Raw genomic sequence first — 25,640 nt, 5'->3', positions numbered from 1 at the left:
TATACATGGAACTCAACTTTTTTCACTTGCAGTCTTCAGCCCGACGTGTTAATATCTTGAACAATATACTTTTACAAAGGAAGGAGACACAAAAATGAGAAAAGTAACATTAGAACAGATCTACACGCATCCGATTGCATTGAAATACCTCGGACGCTCCGGGCAGGCTCATGCGATATCGGTAGCGGAAAAAGCCTTGATCATCAGTGAAAGGGAGCAAGTCGATCCAGACATGGCAGTCAAAGCGGCATTGCTGCATGATATTGGTCATTACGAATGGTATCGTGATGGTAAATGGGATTATGATCTTTATAAACAAAACGATATCCACGCCATCAAAGGGGCTGCGCGTGCCCACAAATTATTGATCCGTTTAGGTGAAGATCCACAGGCAGCTAAAGCGATTTCCTTGGCTATCCTTTTGCATACTGACTCGTACTTGCCAGAGCATAACTTGAAGCTTGATCCATTACAGCAAGTGGTAGCTGAAGCAGATACGGCTGATGAAGAAGCTGGCGGCGCACATCATTACAAGACCATTTCTCAGCAGGAAGCACTGAAACGCATCCGCAAATTGGACGCAAGCATCGAGAAGCGCATGATGAGACAAGTCCAGACAAGCTGATCATGACCGCTTCCTCCCCCTTCCTTAAATCTCCTATCTTACCTGTTAAATCTACTCTTCAAAACGTGCAATCTGTCCCTCATTCCGCTATGCTAGACTTATAGTATTCGAGATTACAAAAGGAGAATAGAACTTGCACTGGAAAAGGATTATAGTAACGACCTTGGCTTTGACAGTTGCAGCGTTGATCCTATTCGGCTTTTTGCATATAGAGCAGCTTTCGCCCAATCAATCCACCCCAGCCGATTCCATGGATACACAAGGCATCACCGGCCTCCATCCTACAGTGGAAGAGAACATGCATGAACTAATCGACAAGTCTGCTGATATCGGAATTTCCATCATCATAACAGATGACTATCGTTCCAATGAAGAACAAGACAAGCTGTACGCCCAAGGACGGACAACAGATGGACAGATCGTCACTAATGTCCAAGGCGGAGAATCCATGCATAATTATGGACTCGCCATCGATTTCGCCTTGGAGCCAGAACCGGGAAATGTCATTTGGGATATGGAATACGATGGGAATGAAAATGGGAAATCCGATTGGATGGAAGTAGTCGAAATCGCCAAAAACCTTGGCTTTGAATGGGGCGGGGATTGGCAGGGCTTCAAGGATTACCCGCATCTGGAAATGCATATCGACCAATGAAGAGCGCCCTATAGGCGCTTTTTTGATTATTACACTAAATCCGGGGAAGGCTGTAAGCGAACGATCAATATCGTACACTGCTGGCTCGCCATTAACAGCATGGTTCCTAGCCAATAATGCTTCGCTTATCGTCTGTCTTACTATTGTTGCGGAATTTCATTGATTTGGCTTCTATCCATAAGTTTCTATATGGACTTGATGGTGTTATTACTTCTGGCAAGCATAGTGATTTTCGATAAGTGCGAGCAATCGGGCACAAGCCCATAATAAAGTTATCTAGGTTATAAAACGGCTGAAATAAGATTTTCCACCTTCTGCTTACCTCCCATTTACTGCTTTAGTAAGCTCGATTGCAATAGTTATATACTATGACGTTCTCTAAAAAGAAAAGCGCCCTTAAAGGCGCTTTTTTAGTTAGCAATAACAAGATAGGCACTAAAACTGATAACGTAGATGGCAAAACAGAAAACTGCTACTCGCATGTAATTGCTTGTCAGGTCGAACAACACCTTCAACCCATTGGACAAAATAGCGGCTGCTGCAAGCACAAAGGTAATCCCCAGCATCAGCATAGCGCCTACAAAAGTGATCTGCTCTATTTCCACCCTCTCCTTTTCCATTCCTTACTCTTATAATAGAAGGAAACGGGTACGAACTCCTGTTATTTTGGTAACATTATGAGCAGGGAAGTGACGATTTTGTCACCTATCACAATTCAAGTTGGGAAGGATACAGCGTCATTCCGCCATCGACGAAGAGTGTCGTGCCCGTTACATAGCTTGCTTCCTTAGATGCCAACCATGCCGCTGCTGCTGCAATTTCCTCTGGTTTACCGAAGGACTGCATCGGTATCTTTTTCATCTGTTTTGCTTCATTTTCCGGTTTTGTATCTTTGTTTCGCTCCGTGGCGATCGTTCCTGGTGCAATGGCATTCACACGGATACCCTTGTCTGCATACTCGAGGGCCATTGTCTCCGTCAAAAGCTTGATTCCGCCTTTTGACGCTGCGTAATGACTATCCGACGGTTTCGGAATCTGCTGATGCACACTCGAGATATTGATGATGCTGCCTTTCATATCATGATCCAGCATGTGACGAAGGGCCATTTGCCCGCCAAGGAAGGTACCCGTCAGATTCACATCAATGACACTTCTCCATGTATCTTCATCCATTTCATGAAATGACTCCGGCTTACTGAAACCAGAGTTGTTCACCATTATGTCCACTCCGCCGAATACCTTCAATGCCGCCTCCAGCAATTGCTGTACCTCATCTTTCTTGGATACATCCGCTTGAATGACGATCGCTTCCCCACCTGCTTGACGGATATTTTCAGCAGCTTCGTTAGCACCATCCTCATCTCCGTGATAATTAACAACAACATTCATGCCCTCTTGTCCGAAACGTTCTGCAATTGCCCGCCCGATTCCTTTGGATGATCCAGTGACGATTGCAGTCTTTCCTTCCAGGTCATTGTACATGTCGATACCCTCCCGAATTATGTTCTTCTCTGCTTTTCCCCTAATTCATTTCAAGGAAACTTTTCTACAAAATATGACAAAATAGGACTTTTTGCAGTGAAGCGCTTCACTTCCAGGTACTTCTTACCGATATAAAGAGAAATCATGTGCAGAGGAGCTCGCTTTATGAATTCTACAATTCAGGCAGTAGTCAATATTGCCCCGATTATAAAGGACACACTAGGCCCGACAGCCGCTATGGGCGTACTGGATACCGAGAAGTTTGTATACTATGCACCATCGACAATCTTGACTCTAGACATCGAAGCGGGAAAAACAAGACTGGATGAACATGACGTTTATCTGCGCGCAATCAAAGGGGAACAAATCGTATTTGCCATCACTGAGGATTATGAAGAACTTGGCGCACCTGTCGTCACTTCCATAACTCCCATCCGCGATATGGAGACTAATGAAATTGTAGGCTTATTATCCTTATCCCGTACATTGGAGCATCAAGCTAAGCTGGATAAAGAGCTTAGCAAATTAAATGAAGTGATTGATGCCCTTCAAGGAAAAGTACAGCATGTAGCTGCCCAAGCAGAAGAGCTTTCCGCTACAAGCAGTGACATAAATGCGCAAGCGAATAGCGCCAATCAAAACTCACACCAAATCGGTGAAGTGGTTCAGCTTATTGAACAAATATCCACACAGACAAATCTTCTTGGTCTGAATGCAGCCATTGAAGCAGCTCGGTCAGGCGAAGCAGGAAAAGGCTTCGGAGTTGTAGCAGATGAAATCCGAAAGCTATCCGATAACACAAAGGAAGCCGTCCAAACGATTGGTAAATCCCTAACAGAAATCCGTACCAGCATTGAGAATCTCACACTAAGCATCAATGAAGTATCCACTTCCTCCGAGGAGCAGTCCGTCGTCATGGTTGAATTCATGGATGATATCCAGGCTTTGGATGAAAAGAGCAAACAAATCATCGAAACAATGAAAAAAGTAACGAACCAAGATTAAGGAGGTTATCCATACCATGCACCCTACAGTACAAGCAATGGTCCACTTAGCACCGGAAATCAAAAAGAATATCGGGGAAAACAATGTTGTAACAGTAACAGATAGGGAAAATTTCGTTTATTTCTCTCCTTCTAAAGATTTGGATCTGGGTATCAAGGTTGGCGATTTTGCCTTTACAGAGGAAAATGACCTGCTGCTTCAAGCGTTACAAGGTGAAAAAGTACAAGTACATATTCCAAAAGAACGCTTTGGCATCGGTATGCAAAACACCGCCAATCCTATCCGTGACGAAAGTGGAGAAGTCGTCGGTGTCATCCAGATCACCAAAACGTTGAAAGACGAAGAAGCATTAGATGAAGAGCTGGATGAATTACGTGCAATCGTAAGCAGCCTGCAAGGAAAAGTACAGCAAGTGGCAGCGCAAGCAGAAGAGCTCTCCGCTACAAGTACCGATATCAACAGTCAAGCATCCCATGCGAATGCCAACTCTCAGGAAATCAGCAAGGTTGTTCAGTTAATTGAAGATATCTCGACACAGACGAATTTACTCGGCTTGAATGCAGCCATTGAAGCAGCCCGCTCAGGCGATGCTGGCAGAGGCTTCGGTGTCGTGGCAGATGAGATCCGCAAGCTTTCCATTGGAACGAAGGAGGCTGTCGGAACGATCGGGCAGTCGCTTCAGGAGATACGGACTAATATGGAGAACCTGACATTAAGTATCGGCGAGGTATCCACTGCCTCCGAAGAGCAATCCCGTGTGATGGTAGAGTTCATGGAAGATATTCAGAACCTCGATTCACAAAGCAATGACATCGGACAATATATTAAAGAAATCACCAATTAAAAAATCGCCTCCAAATTGGAGGCGATTTTTTAGATAGACTGTTTATTATTTGGAGCTGCTGGTGTTGTTGTTGTCTTGTTGGTTGTCTTGTTGGTCGGCTGGTTCTTCTGTTCATCCGAAGAACCATTAGCTTCATTCTTTGGCTTTGTCATTGGATTATCCGGTGCACTTTCCGGTTTAGTTTCCATCAGCTTATTGGAAGCTTCCTTCGCTTTGCTGCCGGCATTTTTCAAATCGTCTTTTACTTCTTTCACAGTGCCTAGAGCTGATTTGGAGTCTTCTTGAACGTCATTGACAGAAGACATGATTTCGTTTTGCGCTTTGTCATATACATTCTTGACGTCATTCGCCGCATCCTTGGCGAGCTCCGTCGCATCCTGTACTTTGGACATCACTTGTTCTTTTGTACCCTGCGGATCTTGTTTCGTCTCTTTCACAAAGCTGACAACTGTATCCTTTGCCATGCCGACATTCTGGAATACTTTCTGACGTGTGTGTTTGTTGAGTAAAACGATTGCCGCTCCGGTAACAGCTCCAGCGACTGCGCCAGTCAATAGTTTGGAACCTGCTTTTGCCTGCTCTTTCACTTCATGCTTGTCTACTGTTTGTGCTTGTACCATTATGAACACTCCTTAGACTTTTTTGTTTGCTCTATTGGTGTATACATACCCCTTCCCAATGAAAGTAAACAAAAAACGGGCATTACAATGGCAGCGACCTTTTTTGTTTTTGGACAAAGTAGACCATTTCCTTGAATCCGATATCCTTCAAACGCGCTTTCACTTTATCGAAATCCTCGCCGATCCGGGAAGGTATATGGGCATCGGAACCGAAGGAAATATCCACTCCATAATGCAGCGCCCGCTCAAGGATACGGTCGGAAGGGTACCAGCCGCCGACTGCTTTCGTACTTCCCGATGTATTTACTTCAATGGCGACGCCAGCTTCCCCAATCACCTTCAATGTCTGTTCGATGGCATGATCAGCAGGAATATCAGAAAAAGCCGGATAGAATCCTTTCATCGCATCGATATGACCAAGCACCTGGAATATGCCGCTTCTTGCCGACTGCTGAATCAAATCATAATAGGATTCTTTCACTCTGATATGCTCTGCTTCCGATAAGCCATCCCATCTGCCTTTCTTGAAGATATTCACTTCATCCACATAATGCACCGAGCCGATAATATAGTCGAATGGGTATTTACGGTAATAGTCCGCATATAATGCAGCATGCTGCGGAAAGAAGTCACTCTCCATTCCTAACAGGACATGGATTTGCTCCTTATATTTTTCTTTCAGTTGCAGTACTTCCTGAACATAAGCTTCGAATCCGCTGATCGGCATGGCAATACCAGGATAAAGCTGGTCTTCCTCACTATAGAAATACGGAGAGTGATCTGCGATTCCGATATAGTCCAATCCTTTTTCTATCGCTGCTTTGACGTAGTCTTCTATTTGGCCTTCTGCGTGCCCACATCGATAATGATGTGTATGCAAATCGAATGTCATACACCTGCTCCTTCTGCCACTTGGCTTTTATCTTCCAGGAATTCTTTTATCAGTCGATTGACGATTTCCGGCTGTTCATGATGGACCCAATGCGTTGCATCATCGATGTACACCAGCTCGTAATCGGTACAAAATTCCGTTGATTTCTGGGCTAATTTCTTCAACAGGAATTGATCCTTGATTCCCCAGATGATCTTTGTCGGAACATGGACCATGACTGAATCCTTCTTGCCATACATGCTAATATTGTCCTTTTCCGTCAACGCTCGATACCAATTCAGCATCCCTGTCAGCGCACCTGGCTTAGCCCACGCTTCTTTATAATGATCCACATCCAACTGGGAAAACGCGCCTGCTTGACTGAATTTTGTCAGCGCCATTGCGAGGCGATGATAATCATTGGCTGCCAAAGAACGCTCAAGTGCATCCTGCATTTGGAAAAAAGCCATATAGGAACTCTTGAACCATTGCAGTGGTTCGGTTGCAAGTATTTTCGGCATGCTAGCGGGATGCGGCATATTGATAACAATGAATTTCTCCACATGCTCGGGACGCGTTACTGCCAAATGCCAGCCAACAACTCCTCCCCAATCATGCCCGATGATAATTGCTTTTTCCCTTTGGAAAACGCGCATGACTGAAAGTACATCATCACGTAACATGTCGAGCACATACTTGTCAGCACCTTCTGGTTTATCACTTAGATTATAGCCTCGCTGATCCAACGCCAGCACACGGAACCCCTGCTCCGCAAGCGGCACAATCTGCTCCTTCCATCCATACCAGAATTCCGGGAACCCATGCAGGAGTATCACCAACTCCCCATCATTCGGACCGGCTGCAGCCATATGCAAATTTATTCCATTCGCTTTCACTGTTAATTGCTCGACTCTCATTCGAATCCTCCTATGAAGTATTAACTGCGGGTCAAACCATAATGTGCCAATGCCTGCTGCAAGGAATTATAGAAAGGAATATCCTGCACTTGCCTGTTCCCTCCTAAAATCATCACCGAATCAGGACGGAGACCGGAAACTGCACAATCAATTCCCAGCATATGCAGGATCCCTACCATCTGTCTGAGCTTTTCCCTAACGTATGTCTCCGTAAAACTTGTCCCGGACAGGTCTATGAAGAGTATTTCGATGTCTTTCTCCTTGCAAACTTGCGGTATATATTGAATGATCAGATCTGCCCGCCTTTCACTGATTTGCCCAACCAGGGGAAAAACTCCGATACCTTTCATTATCGGGATAACAGGCGAACTAGTCTTATGAATCTCTTCGCGCTGGCTCTTGATTTTCCTGTCGATCAGCTCATAATAAAATCTTGTAAATTTATTGTTAACCTCATCTAATGCCCGGTGGAGATTTTTCGACCAATGGATGACCATTGCCGGAGTAACATGCTGCCTATGCAATTCAGTGAAAGTTTCGATGAATTCCCAAATGACCGTTCCTGATTTCCCTACCGCTTTCAGCACTTCATGGATCGGCGTATTCGTCTTCACTCGGCTATTCGCTACTCTGTCCACCCATACCTTCACATTTTTATTGTATTGCTCTTCATCTCCCAAGATTGCACTGGCTACAGTCTCAATTGTCATCCGGTGCTGTTTCCGGAGTTTCGCACGCATCTCATCACCAGCATCCTCTGCATAAATCGAATTCTTGTAATCATATAACAAAGAGGCCCACCGATCCGTTATTTGAGGAGCGCTATCCATGATGTAGTCGTAAAGTGCTTCATTTATGTCTAGCATGCGAATTCACCTTCATCTTCATGATTTTCCTTCATTATATCGAAACAAGGTAAACGCTTCTATCATGAGCATATGAAAAAGAGCCTGCAGACGCAGACTCCTTCCATCTAACTATGTAAAAACTCCCGCACGAAAAAGGATACCCCCAAGTAACTTTTATGCACGGTTCAGCACATCAACCATTAATTCGAGGAAACGATCTGCTGCGACTTCCATACATACTTGGACATTCTCCTGCTTACCCCATTTTCCTTGGCGGTCCCACACAGTCTGACCATCACAGTATGTACTGTTTGTTTCCACTGCAACTGAACACGATGCCTTTTCAACCAAGGTTGGATCGATGAGCACCCCTACTGCCAGCGGATCATGCATGGCACATGCCCATATTCCGTTCTGTTCATAGAATGCTTCTCGATATGTAGCTGTACTCGTTTTCACAAAATCATGCAGCACCGGATGCTGAATTGCACCGATATACTTCTCTGTGAGCAAAGCCTTTTTTGTGACGTCCAGCCCAACTTGGGTTAGTTTCGGTATACCAGCTTCCAAAACAATGGCTGCAGCTTCCGGATCGGCAAACATATTGAATTCTGCAACCGGCGTGACATTTCCAACTCCGTTGATAGCTCCGCCCATGTAGATGACTTCTTTTACATTGTTTACAATGGCTGGTTCCCGTTGAATGGCCAAAGCCAGGTTGGTAAGCGGTCCAGTGCAGACAATTGTGATATCCCCGGGACTTTTCATGACTTGCTCGACCATAAAAGCAGCTGCATCTCCATCTGCTAGCTTTCGATTGGAGACAACATCCTGCAAGGCTCCGCCAATTCCATCCGTCCCGTGCACCTTATGCTCATAATGCGGCTGGCGTTTTAACGGTTTATCACTACCTTGGACTACCGGAATCACAGGTGCATCAATTAGATCCAGCACCTTACATGTATTCCTTGTTGCGGCTTCCAACGAAACATTTCCGCAGGCAGTGGTGATACCGATAAGCTCTAACTTTTCACTTTGCACTGCCATAAGAATCCCAATTGCATCATCAATGCCTGTATCCACATCCAAAATCAGCTTTTCCCTCATAAAACACCCCAAACACGAACATTTTTTTATTAAAAATCATAATTCCAATTAAATTATACATATTATTTGGAATAATTAAAAGAAAAGTTCGGCAAAAAGGATACAGATCGTCGATTGATCTGTATCCTTTACACATACTCTATTCGTTCCCGCTGCAGCTTTGCTTGCTTAACTGCTGCTTTCGCACGGTACAGCCTTGTCTTCACTGTTGCTTTGGGCAAGGATAAAGAAGCAGCAATTTCACTCTCTTTCATTTCATTCACATAGCGCAGTGCCAGCACTTCTCTGAGCTTCGGCTTCAATTCCCGAATGTCCCGCTCAAGTTCTTGCTGTGTCTCCCGCAATTCGACTTCCTCGATGACGATATGCTCAAGATAATGCTGCTCCAGTTCCCAGCTGGCAAGCTCCATACTGATGAACTTTCGCTTTCCTTCTTTACGCAGCATATCGATTGCCGTGCGGGAAGCAATTGTTGCCAGCCATGCACCCGCCTTTGCCATATCGTCCAGCTTATCCAGATTCCGATAAGCTTTAATGAACGTTTCCTGCGCCGCATCCTCCGCCAGCTGTGCATCACGCAGCACCTTCTGGGCTGCGTGATAAACTCGCTGATGGTAGAGCGAATAGATATGCTGAAACAACGACTCCATCACATATACACATTCGCTTGCCACGTTTTATTCCTCCAATTGTTTTTTGATAGATTCTGGCAGGTCTTCGTATTCAATCGACAGCTCATCCTGCAAACTTCTTCCCCTGTCGAGGTTGAACGTTACATAATAAGAATCCTCTTCTTCACTGTAGTAAATAGCATGATCGAGTATATGCTTGATATCTTCTTGATCCTCAACCATCATGGTATTGTTTCGTTCAAAATTCTCTAATTTGATACTGGATATATCTTCTGGATACACATGTAAATCGTCATACAGTCCCGCATCTTTCAATACACTGATGGTATTCTTATAACTATCATCAAATTCGACATAATAGTAACCTTGCTCTTTATTTGTCAATAGATCCATAGAATAAGTACGCACTTCTTCTAGATCAGTTTGTGGATCCGCAAGCTCAATATCTTTTCTAACAGCTTCTATAAGCCTATCGATCAATTCACGATCTGATATGGTAGTGCTGCTTTGTTTAATATTATTCGGCTGCACATCCACACCATACACTTCACTCGACGCTATATTGAAAACCGGATTATTCGCATGCTTATACGCGTTCAATCCCTCGATTTCGTATTGCAATTTTTTAAGCTCCGGATCATCATCAAGTGCATACGTATAAGATCGGCTCACCTTACTTCCGTTTTTCATCTCATATACAATGAACGTGGTACGCTGATCTCCTTCATACCAACCGTTTATTTCAGGAGTTTCTATAGCTCGTTCATGTAACTTCTGAACCAATTCGATTTCTCTTTTGTCCGTGAAGTATAATGGCTTGATGCTTTGATCTTCCACGTCTCCTGTGTAGTTATAAAATTCTCCAAAATAAACTTGTTTTACAGCATCAGCTGAAGGAATCTTATTATCATAGTTCCCTTTTACAAGGTTGGTTGCAACCATCACAACAGCCAAGAAAATCACGAATACCAAATATGATTTATAGCTGCTGTATATACGCCATGTTTTCTGCAGTATTGCTTCGGCGATGATAAAACCAATCAGCGATCCTCCTGCATAGCCGAATATCACCCAAGCGAATGAGGAAGACATCACATGGAAATAGAACCCTCCTGCCATCATAAAGCAGAAAGTTACGCCATAACGGAAGACAGGTCGCATAAATGGATACACGATTGCTTGGGATGTTGCTTCCATTCGGCGGTGAATATACAGCCATAATGCTGCCAAGTACAAGAGGATACCTGCAACTGCGTAGGCAGACATGATAACCCAAGATAAATTCAGGGTAGCAGTGAAGTTAACAAAGAAATAAGAGATTGGCGAAAATTTATGAATTGCCAATTCAAAATAATAATCAACTGGAAAACCAACGAATAATACACCCATGTTTGCCAGCACTAAAAGGACAAGACCAGCTGGAAGCAAAATAAAGATATACGTGAGTATGAAATGCATGGAGAACATACCCGTTATCATCCCTGTGAATACCGTGGCAAGCAGCATAAGGATATTCAGGAATAGCAGCATGCCCAGCCAGGCAAAAACATGCAGGGCAGTGAAATAATCTCCTATACTACCAAAAGCACGTAAACCAAAAAGAATCAGTCCATTAAGCAAGATTGGTATAATCAACAGTACCATTCCCACTATCAAATGATGATGGAACAAGGACACCCTTTTAATAGGCATACTGTGAACGAAATCGGATACCTGTTTTTTATGCAAGTAACGCAGCAGTAATATTCCCAAAAGCACTGGTACTGTTATAGAAAGAAGCCATTGGAGATCAGGGGAATAAAGGAATAGATTCCCTTTTTCCATATACTTCCTCGTTTGTGGATCCGAGTACTGAATGATGATTTGTAGTGGCAAAATAAGCAATAAAGCCAAAAAGTACAGCACGCTAAGCCAGCCACCCTGACGGATGTCGTGCAAAATGATCTGTTTCTTAATCGAGGATGTTTTCGATGGCATAGCCAGCACCTCCCATTTCGTAAATAAAGATCTCTTCCAGGGAAAGCGGGAGCATATCGAGCACGACTGGATTCTGCGCCGTAAGTATCGTCTCCACTTCCTGGAGGTCTGCTTTCACGATCAGCAGATGAATGCTGCCGCGTTTTTCCTGATGCAGGATGTTCAGTTTTTCCAGGAAGCTCATATCCTGACCTTTTCGCAATGCGAATTGAACCTTCTGCACTTCCGTCTTCATATCATCCAGATTACGCTCCAAAATCATCTTCCCTTTATGTAAGATACCGACGTCATCACATAGGTTTTCCATCTCGCGCAGATTGTGGGAAGATATGAGTACGGTCATTTCCCTCTCCGCGACATCATTGATGAGCAGGCCTTTGATCCGCTGCCGCACGACAGCATCCAGCCCATCCAGCGGTTCATCCATGATCAAAAAATCAGGCTTTGCTGCCAATGCCAGACAAAAGGCCACTTGCCGCTGCATACCTTTGGAAAATGTTGTGACTTTCTTATTCTCCAGCTTGAATTGGCTGATCAGCTGATCATATCGCTGCTGGTCCCAATTGTCGTACATATCGGCATAATACTGTCCCATTTGCTTCACGGTGTATTGCGGGAAAAAGTAAAGGATATCCGGCATGAAAATGACACGCTGTTTCAGCTTTACATTTTCAAATACAGACTTACCGTCAACCAGCACGCTGCCTTTGTCTTGCTTCAAAATACCAGCAAGGATACGCATGATGGTTGTCTTCCCAGCACCATTCGAACCTAACAGGCCATAGATTGTTCCTTTTCTCACTTGGAAACCGACCTGATCCAGTACTTGCTTCCGGTCGAATTTCTTACTGATCTCCACTGCTTTGATCATGTGTCGCTTCCTCCCCCATTACGCAGCTGCTGCTCCACAACATCTCGAATCTCATCTATTGTCATGCCGATATACAGCGCTTCGGTCAGCAGTTTTTTCAACTCTTCCTCCATTTGCTTCACTTTATGCGGATTGACTTTTGAACTAATCGCGTTCACGAAACTCCCCCGTCCCTTTACGGAATAAATCAATTCCTGATTCTCTAATTCACGGTACGCTTTTTGGATTGTATTCGGATTGATCGTCAGCTGCTGGGCAAGTTCCCGTACCGAAGGGAGCTTTTCGTCTGTATCCAGCACCTGATTGATGATCAGTTCCTTGAACTTATCCACGATTTGTTCATAAATCGGCTTGCCGCTTCGCAAGTCAAGTTCAAACATGAATTCACCTCATTCAGGCTTCTGTATTAACTGTATTAGTTATAGTAGTACGCTTGATACACTGTAGTATACACCAACGTCTACCAATTGAAAAGAACTTTCTTCCAAAAAACAAAAAAGAAAGGAGACCCTTTCTAAATACGAATAATATGGATGTCCGGCACCGCAGAACACTCCGTTTTCGTGTGGGCGGCTGGTTAGCCTCATCATGCAGTACTCAGCGAGTGTAATTACTGCTGCATATAAATAAACCGAACTAGAGGGCGAATCTAATTTGATCTGCCCTCTAGTCCGGTTTTCCATAAGCTAAATTAAGCATAACTTTCCAATTGCTTCTTTCGCACCAAAAGTATCGTACCCATTTATTGAGAACATGAAAAACCGCACCAATCAAGGATTGGTGCGGACATAAGCACAAAGTTAGCCAATGCCGATAATGTTGAAACCTGCGTCCACATAAACGATTTCACCAGTCACACCTCGGGATAGTGCACCCAAAAGGCCAACAGTCATATCGCCGACTTCTTCGGCAGACACATTACGGCGAAGCGGTGCTGTTTCTTCCACTTTGGACAGAATGTCATTGAAAGAAGGTACACCTTTTGCGGCCAAAGTACGGATTGGACCTGCAGAAATGGCGTTGATACGGATATCATCCGGACCAAGGTCATTTGCCAGGTAGCGTACGCTTGCTTCCAAGGCAGCCTTCGCTACACCCATGACATTATAGCCTTGAAGTACTCGGTCAGCTCCGAGATAGCTCATCGTCACGATTGAACCACCTTCGGTCATCAGCGGGCGGACTGCCTTCGCTACCGCTACCAGCGAGTAGGCACTTGTATCTTGTGCAAATGCATAGCCATCACGGGAAGTATCGATGAAATCGCCGTTCAAATCTTCTTTATGCGCATGGGCAACGGAATGTACCAAGCCGTGGACAGTTGTGTATTTTTCCTTGATTTCAGCAAATGCAGACGCGATGCTTTCATCATCATTCACATCACATTGAATGACTGCTGCTTCCATCTCGTTTTTCTCCAACAGCTTGTTCAACTTTTTGGCAGAGCGATCCTGACGATATGTAAAAATCAATTTCGCACCTGCTGCATATAAGGATTGTGCAACACCCCATGCAATACTGCGATCATTCGCCACACCCATGATGACGATGTGCTTATCCTTTAATTGTAGAAAATCCTTCATATCCATTCTCCTTCTATATGAACAGATTCGTTCACGTTTTCTACCGCCTATCATAACAGAAAACCGGAATGAAAGGAATGACACGTCTTTTCAGACAAGTCACACTTCTATATAATGGACTGTGGAAATAAAAACCAATCCAACGCGGGGTGAAATGATGGCTAATATGCCTCCCAATAAATCCGAGGATCTCTTTGAACGAAAGCTTCAGGATTTATTTGCGCAAGGCTACATATCTGACGAAGCATACACAAGTGTTTTGACCGGTTACCGGACAAAACTGGTTGGTGATGCCTCCAAACGCAGGGAGACACAGATTAAAAAAGCAGCATCTCCTGTGCCGCAAACAGCTGCAGCCATAGAGCATATGCAAGCTTCACGAAAACCTGCTATGGCCAAAAACGCATACTCTCACCAAAAGCAGAAAAAACAAAAGACTCCCGAACAAATCCGGGAACGCAATCTGACAATCATACTTGTTCTCGGAATCATCATGCTTTTCTTCGGCGGATTGTATCTTGGAACTTCCAATTGGGGGAACTTTTCTTCTTTAGGAAAAGTGCTGTTAATCAGTTTGATTCCTTTCCTTTTCGCCGGCTTGAGTTATATCAGCTATAAAGTTGCCATACCGCAGACTGCTTTTGCCTTTTTGATGCTGGCAGCCTTGTTCGTACCAATCGTGATTTTCTCTGCTTCTTATTATCAGCTGTTCGGCAGCTATTTGTCCTTCGGTGGTGATGGAGCGGCCTTGATTGGCACCATAGCGGCATTGGGATGTACTGCCTTGTACTATTCCGTGGCAGCACGTACAGGGTCCAAAGCATTCATTTGGGTGACTTATGTCGGTTTATCGACCACACTGATCTCTGCATTGTTGTATATGACGACTACGTATAGCGCCTTCTTATTTTGTTTACAGCTGGCCAATTTCCTGCTGCTTCTATTCGAGCGAACGATTCGCAAATCACTTAATTTGCAGGCTTTAAAGCGATACTGGCCCTACTATTTGCAGATGAAGCTTGGCACGGAAGCCGTCATCACCATCATTCTCATGAGCAGCGCCATTACTTATGATCTTACTGTGCTGTTGATCGGAATCAACGCATTGATTTTGGCTGCCAAGAATTTCAGCAGACTTTACCATTTCGGCTTCATGGCTTTTACGTTGATTTCAGGCATCTTGCTGCTACTGGAGTTCGATTCTTTTTTCAACATGTTCCTGGGTCAATTCCTGTCCGTAGGTTTCATTTTAGTCTTGCTGACATGGAATATGCCAAGGTGGTTGCAAATAGTCTATGAATGCTTGATTCATGCTATTAACGGATTTATTTTTCTTATTTTCACAAGTCTTATCTATTATTTTGTGTTCGACTGGGCGTACTTGATCGGAATCTTATTCCTGCTTGTCCAATATACGGTTTGGACGGCAGCGTCCCGCAATGTCTATTACAGCTATCCAAGTGTCGGGCTGATTCTAGTAGTCTTTTACTGGCTGCTTTATATGATCGATGCACCGACTTGGCTGTATACTGGCACCTTTGCAACCTTGGCTTTCATCGGGTTGGCATACTGTTATATTTGGCCGGGAAAGACTTTTTTGAGGTCATTCCAAAAAACGATCAACTGGGTTGCAGTCGGCTTGGTGATTCCTCTATTCTTTGTGAATCATCATTACAGTCTGTATGAGGCAAATAGCTACCTTCTCTTATTGGTGGCCGCAGCTGGCTTTTTCTGCTACCGCAAAGAAAATACAGAAATCGTGCTCATCAGTAAGATCATTACACCTGTCAGTTTGATTGCTGCCTTGTATCTTGGCGGTTACCGCTTATATGCTGAAAATGAATTTTATCAACAGCAATTCGGGATTCCCGGGCACGCAACGTTGATCGCTATCGTAGCTTTGGGCATTGCCTTCCTAAGCCGTAAATACCAATATCAACCTATGTTTTTGTCGTTCTTTCTAACTGGCCAGATTTTGCAAAGCTTGGCAGCTTTACTGGCCATCTTATCCTGGAATCTGCCTGCTGTAACCGTCACTTTGGTCACACTCATCAATGTAGGGATCCAGTTCATTGCACTCACTATATTCCGCAAGCATCCACTGTGGGCTGCTCTGCTTGGTTCCATCATCGTGTCGTATGCCTCTTTGCAGGATTTAGTTGGAATCGAAGGTCCGAATGCAACGGCAGCCTATCTAATAGCATGCGCTGTGCTTTTGTTCGCTGGAAGCCTCTTCATGCAGAGAAGAATTCCGATTGGCGCCGTTTATTTCTTCTGGTGCAGTCATGCTGTCGCTGCATTCGCCATCATGTGGGTGTTCTTCGCGCAAAGTATCGATCTGGTTCCGCCGGCCTGGCTTTTCCTGCCGCTCGCCCAGTTCGTTTTTTCAGCACATCAGACAAAGAGAATGGCAGAAAGGTTCATCTTTGCCAATGTCAGTATTTTCATGGTCTTCATCCTGGCAACCACGCATCTGTATCAGTACACGAATTTGACGCATCTGATGACGTTATCTATGGCATTGACAGCAATCTGCACAGCCAGTGTTTATGCATTGCTGCCTGTGTGGCGTGATTTCCTGCGCTTCAGCCTTCTGGCAGTTTATAATATGATGCTGCTGTTCGCTCTAGCCGAACTCACTGTTTCGTTCTCTTGGCAGATCATTTTATTATCCATCATTGTCGGGATTATCGCAGTTTATCAGCAGTATAAGTGGCAGCTGGACCTCGTTTCTTCCAGCACCTTGTTCCTGCTTTTAGCTATTATTCTTTTGTATGGAACAATCGGCGAGGAAGCCCGGACAGCTTACTTACTGCTCGCAGGCGCAATAGCTTTGGCTGTTACCAGCTTCAGCAACTACCAATCTTTTGTTGCCAAAGCAGAAAAGCACCCTGTTTGGAACAGAGTGGATGTTTACCGGATCTCAGCCATCGTGTATGCACTCATCGGGAGTCTGGCCGGTGTCAACGCCTACGAATCCGGCTTGGCGGATACACTGTTTGGTTTGACGATCCCGGCATTGTTGTTCGCAATCAGCATGTACACGGCACCTGCAGCCGAAAAGCGTTATGTCCGGTTGGCTGCCATTATATCCTGTCTGTATCCTTATCTGCTTGCTCTGCAGATTGCAGATATCAGTCCGTATTTATCGGCAGAGTTACACGTCGTTCCGGTTGCCTTGCTCGTCCTGATCATTTTGCGGTTGTTCTTTTACGATCCTGAAGTAACGCCGCATATTGAGCTGATTTTGCTATCCATCGGCTTTGGCGTACTGGTGATAGATGGATTGTCTACCATGACGATTTATGATGCACTGTCCCTTGGCAGCCTTTCCCTGGCAGCAGCGGTCATCGGATTTTTACGAAAATATCGTGCATACTTCCTGACTGGGACAATCACCGTTGTATTCAATTTATTCTTCAACACGCGCATGCTTTGGGGCAGTGCGCCGTGGTGGCTTTACCTCATCGGGGCCGGCTTATTGCTAATCGCTTCAGCGAGCTACATGGAATACCAGAAACAGAAGCACGACAAAACCACTGAATCCTTGCTGAAAGCCGGCAAGTCCAGATGGAAACAATGGTTCAAACAATATAAATAAACGAAGGCAGCTGTCTGGAGACGACAGCTGCCTTTGTTTTGATCAAAAATCAAATTCATCCGGATGCGGTCCGCTTCGCGTACCGTCATCCAATTGGTCCAAGCGCTCCATATCCGCTGGCTCAATCTCAAAATCGAAGATGTCTTTGTTTTCGATGATTCTTGAATCTGTCATGGACTTAGGAATCGTGATGACACCATGCTCGATATCCCAGCGAAGAACGATTTGTGCCAAAGACTTACCGTATTTGCTGGATAGCTCTTGCAGCAAGGGATGTGCAAGGAGTTCCCCATTCATAAGCGGAGACCATGCTTCCAAAAGTATTCCCTTCCTATCCGTATACACTCGGAGTTCTTCTTGGATCAAACGCGGATGGAATTCTACCTGATTGACTGCAGGCACGATAGATGCTGTACTTAGCAGTTCTTCCAGGTGATGCACTTGGAAGTTGCTGACGCCGATGCCCTTCACTTTCTCGTCTTTGTAAAGTTCCTCCAGTGCTCGATATGGCTCTTTGAACCTATCTTTTCCTGGCCAGTGGATCAAATAGAGATCCAAATAGTCCAGCTGCATCTTTTCCAAACTTTCTGCATAGGCTGCTTTCGTCTGTTCAAACGTCAGACCTGCATTCCACACTTTGGAGGTGACGAACAACTCTTCCCTTTTCACCACGCCTGCTTCTATGGCCCGGTTGATCCCTTCCCCCACACTTGCTTCATTACCATAAATGGCCGCTGTATCAATGCTGCGATAGCCTTGTTCGATAGCGAAATAAACTTTATCAGCCAGTTCCTTTCCATCTTCCACACGAAAAACGCCGTAACCTAACATCGGCATCGATATGCCATTATTGAGCTTTACTGATTTCACGATATACTTCTCCTTTGTTTTCAAGTTTTCTCGAAATAGCTGTTAAAACAGCTGCTGTACCAACCATGATTGCTGCCACCCAGCTTGTATGGAGGAGATCGAATTGATCTGAGATCATTCCACCCAAATAAGAACCGAGGGCAATCCCTGCATTGAAAGCAGCGATATTCCAAGCAGATGCAACATCGACGGCCTGCGGTACAAGCCGCTCTGCCAGCACGACGACATAGGACTGCAAACCTGGCACATTCATGAAAGCGAATAATCCCATCAGCAAAATAAAGACCAGCCCAAGCCATTTGACAGGCAAAGTAATGTACAGTGCTGCAAGTACGATTGCTTGGATGGCAAACATATAAAATAACGCATGGACGGGCCGTTTATTGGCAAGCTTGCCTCCAGCAATATTTCCGATAGCAACTGCTATTCCGTACACAAGCAACAGCCACGTCACGGTCTCTGGCTGGAATCCGCTTATATGCTGGAGCAATGGTGATAAATACGTAAAGACGACGAATGTACCGCCGTAGCCAAGCGCCGTGATAATAAGAACAAGCAGGATAGGCACCGATCGCAAAAGGCTTCCTTGATCTTTCAGATGAACTTTCACACCTTTGGGAAGGGTATTCGGCAGCAGCGCCAAATTAGCCAAACAAGCGAGAAGCCCGATCACTACAATAAATAAAAATGCCAGTCGCCAATCGAGCTGCTGCCCGATGAACGTGCCGAATGGAACGCCAGTGATGGTCGCAACTGTTAGTCCTGTGAACATGATGCTGATGGCTCCAGCTCGCTTATCGGGCGGAACCAGACTGGCAGCGATTGTCGAACCGATCGACATGAAGACACCATGCGCCAAAGCTGATATAAAACGCGCCATGAGTAAAATGGACATACTCGGAGCGGCAGCGGCTATACTATTACCTATCAAAAAGACAAGCATGACCAAAAGAAGTAGCTTCTTTTTCGGTATCCTGGAAAGCATCGGTGTCAGGATCGGCGCACCGACCACGACCCCGATGGCATATAGGGATACGGTAAGTCCGGCCGCCTGCACTGATGATTGAAAGTCATCCGCAATCAGCGGCAACAGACCCACACTGATGAATTCTGTCGTGCCGATCGCAAAAGCAGTAATAGCCAAAGCAATCAAAGCAAAGGTTTGTTTTCCTTTCATACTACGTTTCCTTTCCGGTTTTTTATCTCCCGCTTCTGCTGGAGTAATGTTATTATGTCGTATGGGGTACAGCTTGAACAGTACGTACTTTTTTGTGCTATAGGCACCTTTCAGTACCTATCAAGGAGGAATCAGCTTGAAGAAAAAATACAATATTTCCGTGGAAGCAACGCTGGAAGTGATCGGTGGTAAATGGAAAACTGTCATTCTATGTCATCTGACTCACGGTAAAAGAAGGACAAGCGAATTGAAGCGGCTTATGCCGAATATCTCCCAAAAAATGCTCACACAGCAGCTCCGGGAGCTGGAAGCTGATGGTATCATCACTCGCATCCAATACCATGAGCTGCCGCCGCGTGTCGAATATGAGCTGAGCGACTATGGCTGGAGCTTGAGAGGAATTCTTGATTCCTTATGCAGCTGGGGTGAATCGCATATCGTCAAAGTGTACGGTAATAAAGAGGATTATCTCGAAAAAACATATCTGAACGAATAAAAACAGCTATAGCATTTACGCTATAGCTGTTTTTACTTAGAACACCTCAATGTTTACTTTGTTATCCTGCTCTGCTTTTACTTGCTCCCCTTCCTGGAAGATAACTCTCTCGGCAGCCCCCAGATTCGTGAATACAATCGGTGTCATCAAGGAGGGAACTTGCGTCTTTATACTAGAAAATTCGGCTTCTACAAGCTTCTGACCCGCAGTAACCCGATCTCCCTCTTTCACGAAGACATGAAAACCTACCCCTTTCAAATTCACCGTTTCCAAACCGATATGGATCAGTATTTCGCGACCGTTGTCGGCCAGTAATCCAATCGCATGCTTGGTCGGGAAGACATTGATCACTCTTCCATTCACCGGAGAAACAACCGTGCCTTCAGTCGGCTCGATAGCAAACCCATCCCCCATCATCTTTTCCGAGAATACATGATCAGGCACATCCTCCAAGTAACGAAGCGTTCCGGTCATCGGGATGACAAAGACGTTTGCTTTTGGGTCATATTGAAAGGGATTCGTCATGATATTTTCAATCTGCTTGCCAACTTCTACAGCTGGAGCAGCTTCTGCCTGCGGGGTTGGCATCTTCCCAAGAATGATATCCTGTATCTGTTCTTTCAGGCCCTCCGATATAGGCCCGAAGATAGCCTGCATATTATTGCCGACTTCCAGGACACCTGCTGCGCCAAGTTTTTTCAATGCATCTTTATCGACCTTGTTCTTATCATGTACTGTCACACGCAGACGTGTGATACAAGCGTCCAAATGCTTGATGTTTTCTTTATCCCCCATTGCTTCCAGCACATGATAAGATAATTGACCTGTCCGTACACCTCTACCATCTCCATCCTCTGCCACCTCTTTTTCACGGCCTGGTGTCATGAGGTTGAATTTACGGATAGCGAATCGAAATCCAAGATAATAGATGACTGCAATAGCCAATCCCACCGGAATGACCAGCCACCAATCCGTCCGGTTCGGCAGGATTCCGTAAAGGAAGAAATCAATGAACCCTCCGGAAAAAGTCATCCCGATTTTGACGTTCAGAATGTGCATCGTCATGAAGGACAATCCAGCAAATACACAGTGTACAGCAAACAATAATGGTGCTACGAACAGGAAGGAGAACTCCAGCGGCTCGGTTATACCAGTCAAGAAAGACGTCAATGCTGCTGAACCCATCAGACCTGCCACGACTTTTTTCCTAGTCGGACTTGCTTCGTGATAAATAGCCAAAGCAGCAGCTGGCAAACCGAACATCATGAACGGATATTTACCAGTCATGAAAGTACCTGCTGTCAGTTCAACGCCATCTCTGATTTGTGCCATGAAAATACGCTGATCGCCGCGGATCAATTCACCAGCGGTATTCGTGTAGCTGAAAAACTCATACCAGAACGGTGAATAGAATATATGATGCAAACCAAAGGGAATCAAGGCTCGCTCGATGACCCCGAAAATGAAAGCTGTTAGTGTCATGTTAGATGATAACAGACCATTAGAGAAGCTATTCAGCGCATTTTGGATCGGCGGCCAGACGACGAGCATCATCAGACCCAGAGCCAAAGCCGCAAGCGATGTGACAATCGGGACAAAACGTTTACCCGCGAAGAAACCTAGATACTGCGGCAATTCGATTTTATAAAACTTATTGAACATGATAGCTGCCAGCACCCCGACAATGATACCGCCGAATACACCCGTGGCGAGTGTCGGTATCCCGAGCATCGATGTATAAGCCGGATTATTTCCTGCAATGAATTCTGCCCGCTCTACAGCATCAGCCGGGATGCTTCCATTAGCGATGAGTACCGCACTCATCGTTGCATTCATGATAAGATAACCAATGATTGCAGCAATACCTGCCACGCCATCACCATTAGCAAGCCCGATGGCAACGCCGACAGCAAATAACAGCGGCAAGTTGTCAAATACGATATCCCCCGCACTTTGCATGACAGAAGCAATCAGCTGCATCCAAGTACTGTTCAGGAATCCGATATTACCTATCAAATCAGGGTTCTGCAGCGCATCACCCAACGCGAGCAAAATACCCGCAGCAGGAAGGATCGCCACAGGAAGCATGAGTGCCCGGCCAATTTTCTGCAAGACTCCAAAAGCGTTTTTCATCCTATTCATCTCCATCACAAATTATGGTAACGGTTACAATCCAGCCAATAAAAAAGCACGAGAAATAAAGAAAATAACACAAAAAGAATATAATTCTTTCTGCGCATCCTTTATCCTCATGCCTGATCAAATCAGTTACACGTACAAATGCAATGCACCTTATAATTTATTGGTCAAACGGTACAAGTGCAAAGTGAGATAGACTGCCTCTGCTTCTTGTACTGGACGCTTTAACGTATGTTGTAATATTTTGACTAACTTCCAAGCCGTATTATAGCACAGCGGATATTCGGTTTTCAATAGATTCATAATCTTTTCCGGCTCCCTAACTTCCTCTCCCCGTTTTATCCGGTCGATCGCAAAACGGAAATGACGGACAAGCCTTATATAATTTATGCTTTCCCGATCCACTGTAATAGCCAAACTCCCCTCGATCACTTGGAACATCTGTGCAATCAGTCTCGTATATTGACTAAGTTCTCCTACAGGCTGGTTGATGCAAGCACTGTGAATATGCAGGGCGATGAAACCGATCTCACTTTCGGGCAGCTGAATGCCGAGCCGTTCATTCAAAAGTGAAACTGCCTCACTTGCCACGCTGTATTCCTTCGGATAGATAAATTTTGTTTCAACTGCAAATGGGTTCTTAATACCCAAACCTTCTTCCAGACGTTTCATCGCAAAAGCCAAATGATCTGTCAATCCAACGTGGATATGCTCATTCAGCGGCTGTTCCATCCGCTCTGTAATCATACGGATCACATCATTCATCACCGCAACCAGTTCTTCATCGATATGATCCAGCATCTGCTTGTAGCTGTTCTGCTCCTTTTCATCCTGAAGCACAAACAACTTTTCAAATTCGCCCTCCTCCAGCCTGCTGCCTGCTTTTTTCCCGAAACCGACGCCTTTACCGATCAGCACAACTTCTTTTGTCTCCTCATTTTCGGCAATCAGTACATTATTATTCAATACCTTCTGGACAGAAAAGGATTTCCCCATAGACTTTCTCCTTTTTTATTCATACCGCCATTGTAATAGATATTTAGTCCTTTGTGTAATTTTTTTGTATCCGCTTTCTTCCCTAAATAGAAAAAATGCATAGCTATTTTATGCTATACACTTCTTTATACTGGCTCTGGTATCGATGTATGCAATAAAATATCTGCGAAATTACGCGTTACCGGCAAGGCATCATCCAAGCTTCGGGAAGTACCGTACGCATAAAGGAACGGACTGTGTTTCTTTTTCCTGATTGCAACTCTTAAGCTTGCTTCCTTGTATTTTTCCCGGACATCCATACAGGCAAGCAACTGGTCGAAGGTCAGGATAGCGATTTCTCCCCCAAGAAGATCTTTTTTACTGCAAATCAGCACGAAAAGCTGGTCACGTTCTTCGTCAGACCACTGCAGCAGCCGTACCCTTTCTTCTTCTGAAAAACGAAAATTCCATGTATTAGTCGTACTTGTCGCATATTTAGAGTAGACTTTCATCCGATTCGAACGTGTTTCAAGCTGGTAGACGCGCCTTTCCTTACTTTCCTCGATCAGCGCCGGAACGATCTGCATGGACACAAGCTTGGAGAGGAAGGCACCATAATAATAATCATATTTGTTCAGCATACTATCATTGCTCCTGTCTATGTTGTGTCAACAGTATAGCATGACGAAAGTATATTTTGCAGATACATCTGTTACCAATGGTAACTTGCTTACGAATGAGCATTTTGTTTGCTACCCTTTTCACAAGTCTCTAGAATAAAGTCCATATAAAGGAGGAATAGTTCCCTATGAATGAAAAATACGCTTCACTTTTCGAAAGTTTGACTTTACCAAATGGCGTTACGTTGAAAAACCGATTCGTACTCGCCCCGATGACACATTACTCTTCGAATCCTGATGGTACGATTTCCGATCAGGAACTTCCATATATCGCCCAGCGTTCCAAGGATATCGGCTTGGTCATCACTGCTGCATCCAATGTATCTGACAGCGGGAAAGCATTCCCTGGACAGCCTTCTGTTGCCCACGATACAGACATTCCTGGCTTGAAAAAGCAGGCAGACACAATCAAGGCTGAAGGAGCAAAAGCAATCATCCAGATCCACCACGGCGGCCGTGAAGCAGTTGCTGATCTTGTGCCTAATGGAGATGTTGTTGCCCCTAGTGCTGTTGAAAAAGAAGGCGCAGCTACTCCGCGCGCATTGGAAACAGCTGAAGTACAGCAAATTATAGAAGATTTCGGTGAAGCTACTCGCCGCGCTATCGAAGCAGGTTTTGATGGAGTAGAGATCCATGGTGCTAATGGCTATATCATTCAGCAGTTCTTCTCTCCATTCTCCAATCGTCGTGACGATGAGTGGGGCGAGCGTTTGCGCTTCCCATTAGCTGTCATTGACAAAGTGAAGGAAACGGTAGAAAAACATGGCTCCAAAGACTTTATCATTGGCTACCGCTTCTCTCCAGAAGAACCGGAAACACCTGGATTGACAATGAAAGAAACATTTGAGCTAATTGACGCGCTTGTAGAGAAACCATTGGATTACCTGCACGTATCTTTGATGGACTTCCATTCCACAGCTCGTCGCGGTGCTGACGCAAATGCGAAACGTATCGATTTGCTCAAAGAACGAATCAATGGCAGAATTCCATTGATTGGTGTCGGATCTTTGTATTCCGCAGAAGACGTAGCTGCAGCTAAAGCTACCGGTGTTCCGCTGATTGCCATGGGACGCGAACTGCTGATCGATCCAGAATTCGTTACCAAGCTTAAAGAAGGGCGCGAAGACGAGATCATCCGTCTGATCGACCCAGCACGCGAAGACCACCACGGCATTCCAGAGCCGCTTTGGAATATCATCCTGCAAACAAAAGGCTGGGTTCCGACCAAAGCAGAGTAATGGCAAAAGCATACTGCATTATGCTTTAATGGAAGAAAAGCACGAAGGAGAGAGCCACTATGGCAAAAATATCAGCATTGGTACTTAAACCAGAAAGAGATTTCGCTGCTAAGTCTGTACCTTCAGACCCGCAAGGCATTCAGAAATATGTCGGCGGTTCACCGATCATGACAAGATTGGTTGATGGAATTGTCGTCGTCAGCAATGAAAATGCTACAGAAAATGATCCATTGAACTTCACCATTTTCCAACGCCACAATGATCACGTTCATGAATTGGGCAAGCTCCATGGCGATGCTGTTTTTGCAGCAGAATCCGATAAAGGACTGACTAGTCTCGACAAGGATCAGAAGCAGACGGTTAAGGACTGGTTCCAGTTCGGCCGGGATAAACTATTATTGAATGAATAGCCAAAAACCCTTCTCAT

At 44.9% G+C, this 25,640-nt stretch carries 25 protein-coding genes; 8 read left to right on the top strand and 17 right to left on the bottom strand.

The window, feature by feature from the left end; genetic code table 11:
* Positions 1 to 94: 94 nt before the first annotated feature.
* Positions 95 to 625, top strand: a complete 531-nt coding sequence (locus tag BLQ53_RS11415) for an HD domain-containing protein (protein ID WP_093727449.1) — start codon at positions 95 to 97, stop codon at positions 623 to 625.
* 133 nt (positions 626 to 758) lie between these two features.
* A complete protein-coding gene (locus BLQ53_RS11410; RefSeq protein WP_425288302.1) occupies positions 759 to 1,280 on the top strand; it encodes a M15 family metallopeptidase in 522 nt (173 codons plus the stop codon).
* Between the two features lie 410 nt (positions 1,281 to 1,690).
* Here the strand turns inward: BLQ53_RS11410 and BLQ53_RS11405 are convergent, their stop codons facing one another.
* Positions 1,691 to 1,900 carry a hypothetical protein gene (locus BLQ53_RS11405; protein WP_093727448.1) on the bottom strand — a complete coding sequence of 70 codons (210 nt, stop codon included), beginning with the start codon at positions 1,898 to 1,900 and terminating at the stop codon, positions 1,691 to 1,693.
* A gap of 88 nt (positions 1,901 to 1,988) precedes the next feature.
* Positions 1,989 to 2,762, bottom strand: a complete 774-nt coding sequence (locus tag BLQ53_RS11400) for an SDR family oxidoreductase (protein ID WP_093727447.1) — start codon at positions 2,760 to 2,762, stop codon at positions 1,989 to 1,991.
* 165 nt (positions 2,763 to 2,927) lie between these two features.
* Here BLQ53_RS11400 and BLQ53_RS11395 point away from each other — a divergent pair, with 165 nt between their 5' ends.
* Entirely contained in the window at positions 2,928 to 3,767 is an 840-nt protein-coding gene (locus BLQ53_RS11395) for a methyl-accepting chemotaxis protein (protein WP_212733367.1), read from the top strand.
* Positions 3,768 to 3,783: 16 nt separating this feature from the next.
* Positions 3,784 to 4,611 carry a methyl-accepting chemotaxis protein gene (locus BLQ53_RS11390; protein WP_093727445.1) on the top strand — a complete coding sequence of 276 codons (828 nt, stop codon included), beginning with the start codon at positions 3,784 to 3,786 and terminating at the stop codon, positions 4,609 to 4,611.
* Positions 4,612 to 4,640: 29 nt separating this feature from the next.
* Here the strand turns inward: BLQ53_RS11390 and BLQ53_RS11385 are convergent, their stop codons facing one another.
* The 10 genes from BLQ53_RS11385 to fabI form a co-directional block, all read right to left on the bottom strand.
* The gene (locus BLQ53_RS11385; protein ID WP_093727444.1) at positions 4,641 to 5,231 is read right to left on the bottom strand and encodes a hypothetical protein; all 591 of its coding nucleotides are present in this window, start codon (positions 5,229 to 5,231) and stop codon (positions 4,641 to 4,643) included.
* Between the two features lie 82 nt (positions 5,232 to 5,313).
* On the bottom strand, positions 5,314 to 6,123 hold the full coding sequence (locus BLQ53_RS11380; protein ID WP_093727443.1) for a histidinol-phosphatase: 810 nt from the start codon (positions 6,121 to 6,123) through the stop codon (positions 5,314 to 5,316).
* Complete coding sequence (locus tag BLQ53_RS11375; RefSeq protein WP_093727442.1) at positions 6,120 to 7,019, bottom strand: alpha/beta fold hydrolase; 900 nt, start codon at positions 7,017 to 7,019, stop codon at positions 6,120 to 6,122. Before BLQ53_RS11375 ends, BLQ53_RS11380 begins: the two co-directional genes overlap by 4 nt.
* 20 nt (positions 7,020 to 7,039) lie before the next feature.
* A complete protein-coding gene (locus tag BLQ53_RS11370; protein ID WP_093727441.1) occupies positions 7,040 to 7,885 on the bottom strand; it encodes an STAS domain-containing protein in 846 nt (281 codons plus the stop codon).
* 156 nt (positions 7,886 to 8,041) lie between these two features.
* Entirely contained in the window at positions 8,042 to 8,974 is a 933-nt protein-coding gene (locus tag BLQ53_RS11365; protein ID WP_093727440.1) for a nucleoside hydrolase, read from the bottom strand.
* 128 nt (positions 8,975 to 9,102) lie between these two features.
* Positions 9,103 to 9,648, bottom strand: a complete 546-nt coding sequence (locus tag BLQ53_RS11360) for an RNA polymerase sigma factor (RefSeq protein ID WP_093727439.1) — start codon at positions 9,646 to 9,648, stop codon at positions 9,103 to 9,105.
* A 3-nt stretch (positions 9,649 to 9,651) separates the two neighbouring features.
* Complete coding sequence (locus BLQ53_RS11355; protein ID WP_093727438.1) at positions 9,652 to 11,583, bottom strand: DUF6449 domain-containing protein; 1,932 nt, start codon at positions 11,581 to 11,583, stop codon at positions 9,652 to 9,654.
* Positions 11,558 to 12,454, bottom strand: a complete 897-nt coding sequence (locus BLQ53_RS11350) for an ABC transporter ATP-binding protein (protein WP_093727437.1) — start codon at positions 12,452 to 12,454, stop codon at positions 11,558 to 11,560. The genes BLQ53_RS11355 and BLQ53_RS11350 overlap by 26 nt, the downstream gene beginning before the upstream one ends.
* The gene (locus tag BLQ53_RS11345; RefSeq protein ID WP_093727436.1) at positions 12,451 to 12,834 is read right to left on the bottom strand and encodes a GntR family transcriptional regulator; all 384 of its coding nucleotides are present in this window, start codon (positions 12,832 to 12,834) and stop codon (positions 12,451 to 12,453) included. The genes BLQ53_RS11350 and BLQ53_RS11345 overlap by 4 nt, the downstream gene beginning before the upstream one ends.
* 420 nt (positions 12,835 to 13,254) lie before the next feature.
* Complete coding sequence (fabI, locus tag BLQ53_RS11340) at positions 13,255 to 14,037, bottom strand: enoyl-ACP reductase FabI (RefSeq protein ID WP_093727435.1); 783 nt, start codon at positions 14,035 to 14,037, stop codon at positions 13,255 to 13,257.
* A 157-nt stretch (positions 14,038 to 14,194) separates the two neighbouring features.
* Here fabI and BLQ53_RS11335 point away from each other — a divergent pair, with 157 nt between their 5' ends.
* Positions 14,195 to 17,638 carry a hypothetical protein gene (locus tag BLQ53_RS11335; RefSeq protein WP_093727434.1) on the top strand — a complete coding sequence of 1,148 codons (3,444 nt, stop codon included), beginning with the start codon at positions 14,195 to 14,197 and terminating at the stop codon, positions 17,636 to 17,638.
* A gap of 42 nt (positions 17,639 to 17,680) precedes the next feature.
* On the opposite strand, the gene BLQ53_RS11330 is transcribed toward BLQ53_RS11335, so the two are convergent.
* Both BLQ53_RS11330 and BLQ53_RS11325 read right to left on the bottom strand, forming a co-directional pair.
* The gene (locus tag BLQ53_RS11330) at positions 17,681 to 18,475 is read right to left on the bottom strand and encodes an aldo/keto reductase (RefSeq protein WP_093727613.1); all 795 of its coding nucleotides are present in this window, start codon (positions 18,473 to 18,475) and stop codon (positions 17,681 to 17,683) included.
* Between the two features lie 10 nt (positions 18,476 to 18,485).
* Positions 18,486 to 19,685, bottom strand: coding sequence for an MFS transporter (locus BLQ53_RS11325; RefSeq protein ID WP_093727433.1), 1,200 nt, complete (start codon positions 19,683 to 19,685; stop codon positions 18,486 to 18,488).
* 136 nt (positions 19,686 to 19,821) lie between these two features.
* Between BLQ53_RS11325 and BLQ53_RS11320 the strand changes: the two genes are divergently transcribed.
* On the top strand, positions 19,822 to 20,181 hold the full coding sequence (locus BLQ53_RS11320) for a winged helix-turn-helix transcriptional regulator (protein WP_093727432.1): 360 nt from the start codon (positions 19,822 to 19,824) through the stop codon (positions 20,179 to 20,181).
* Positions 20,182 to 20,217: 36 nt separating this feature from the next.
* Here the strand turns inward: BLQ53_RS11320 and ptsG are convergent, their stop codons facing one another.
* The 3 genes from ptsG to BLQ53_RS11305 all read right to left on the bottom strand — a co-directional run bounded on the left by ptsG (position 20,218) and on the right by BLQ53_RS11305 (position 23,936).
* Positions 20,218 to 22,314, bottom strand: a complete 2,097-nt coding sequence (gene ptsG, locus BLQ53_RS11315) for a glucose-specific PTS transporter subunit IIBC (protein ID WP_093727431.1) — start codon at positions 22,312 to 22,314, stop codon at positions 20,218 to 20,220.
* Between the two features lie 159 nt (positions 22,315 to 22,473).
* Positions 22,474 to 23,316 carry a glucose PTS transporter transcription antiterminator GlcT gene (gene glcT / locus BLQ53_RS11310; RefSeq protein WP_093727430.1) on the bottom strand — a complete coding sequence of 281 codons (843 nt, stop codon included), beginning with the start codon at positions 23,314 to 23,316 and terminating at the stop codon, positions 22,474 to 22,476.
* A gap of 125 nt (positions 23,317 to 23,441) precedes the next feature.
* Entirely contained in the window at positions 23,442 to 23,936 is a 495-nt protein-coding gene (locus BLQ53_RS11305; protein ID WP_093727429.1) for a hypothetical protein, read from the bottom strand.
* Positions 23,937 to 24,103: 167 nt separating this feature from the next.
* Here BLQ53_RS11305 and BLQ53_RS11300 point away from each other — a divergent pair, with 167 nt between their 5' ends.
* Complete coding sequence (locus BLQ53_RS11300) at positions 24,104 to 25,213, top strand: NADH-dependent flavin oxidoreductase (RefSeq protein ID WP_093727428.1); 1,110 nt, start codon at positions 24,104 to 24,106, stop codon at positions 25,211 to 25,213.
* Between the two features lie 59 nt (positions 25,214 to 25,272).
* The gene (locus BLQ53_RS11295) at positions 25,273 to 25,623 is read left to right on the top strand and encodes a DUF3846 domain-containing protein (RefSeq protein WP_093727427.1); all 351 of its coding nucleotides are present in this window, start codon (positions 25,273 to 25,275) and stop codon (positions 25,621 to 25,623) included.
* The last annotated feature ends 17 nt before the right edge of the window (positions 25,624 to 25,640 follow it).

The sequence above is a fragment of the Terribacillus halophilus genome (assembly GCF_900101385.1).
Lineage (GTDB): Bacteria > Bacillota > Bacilli > Bacillales > Amphibacillaceae > Terribacillus > Terribacillus halophilus.
This window is presented reverse-complemented; position numbering and strand designations above follow the sequence as displayed.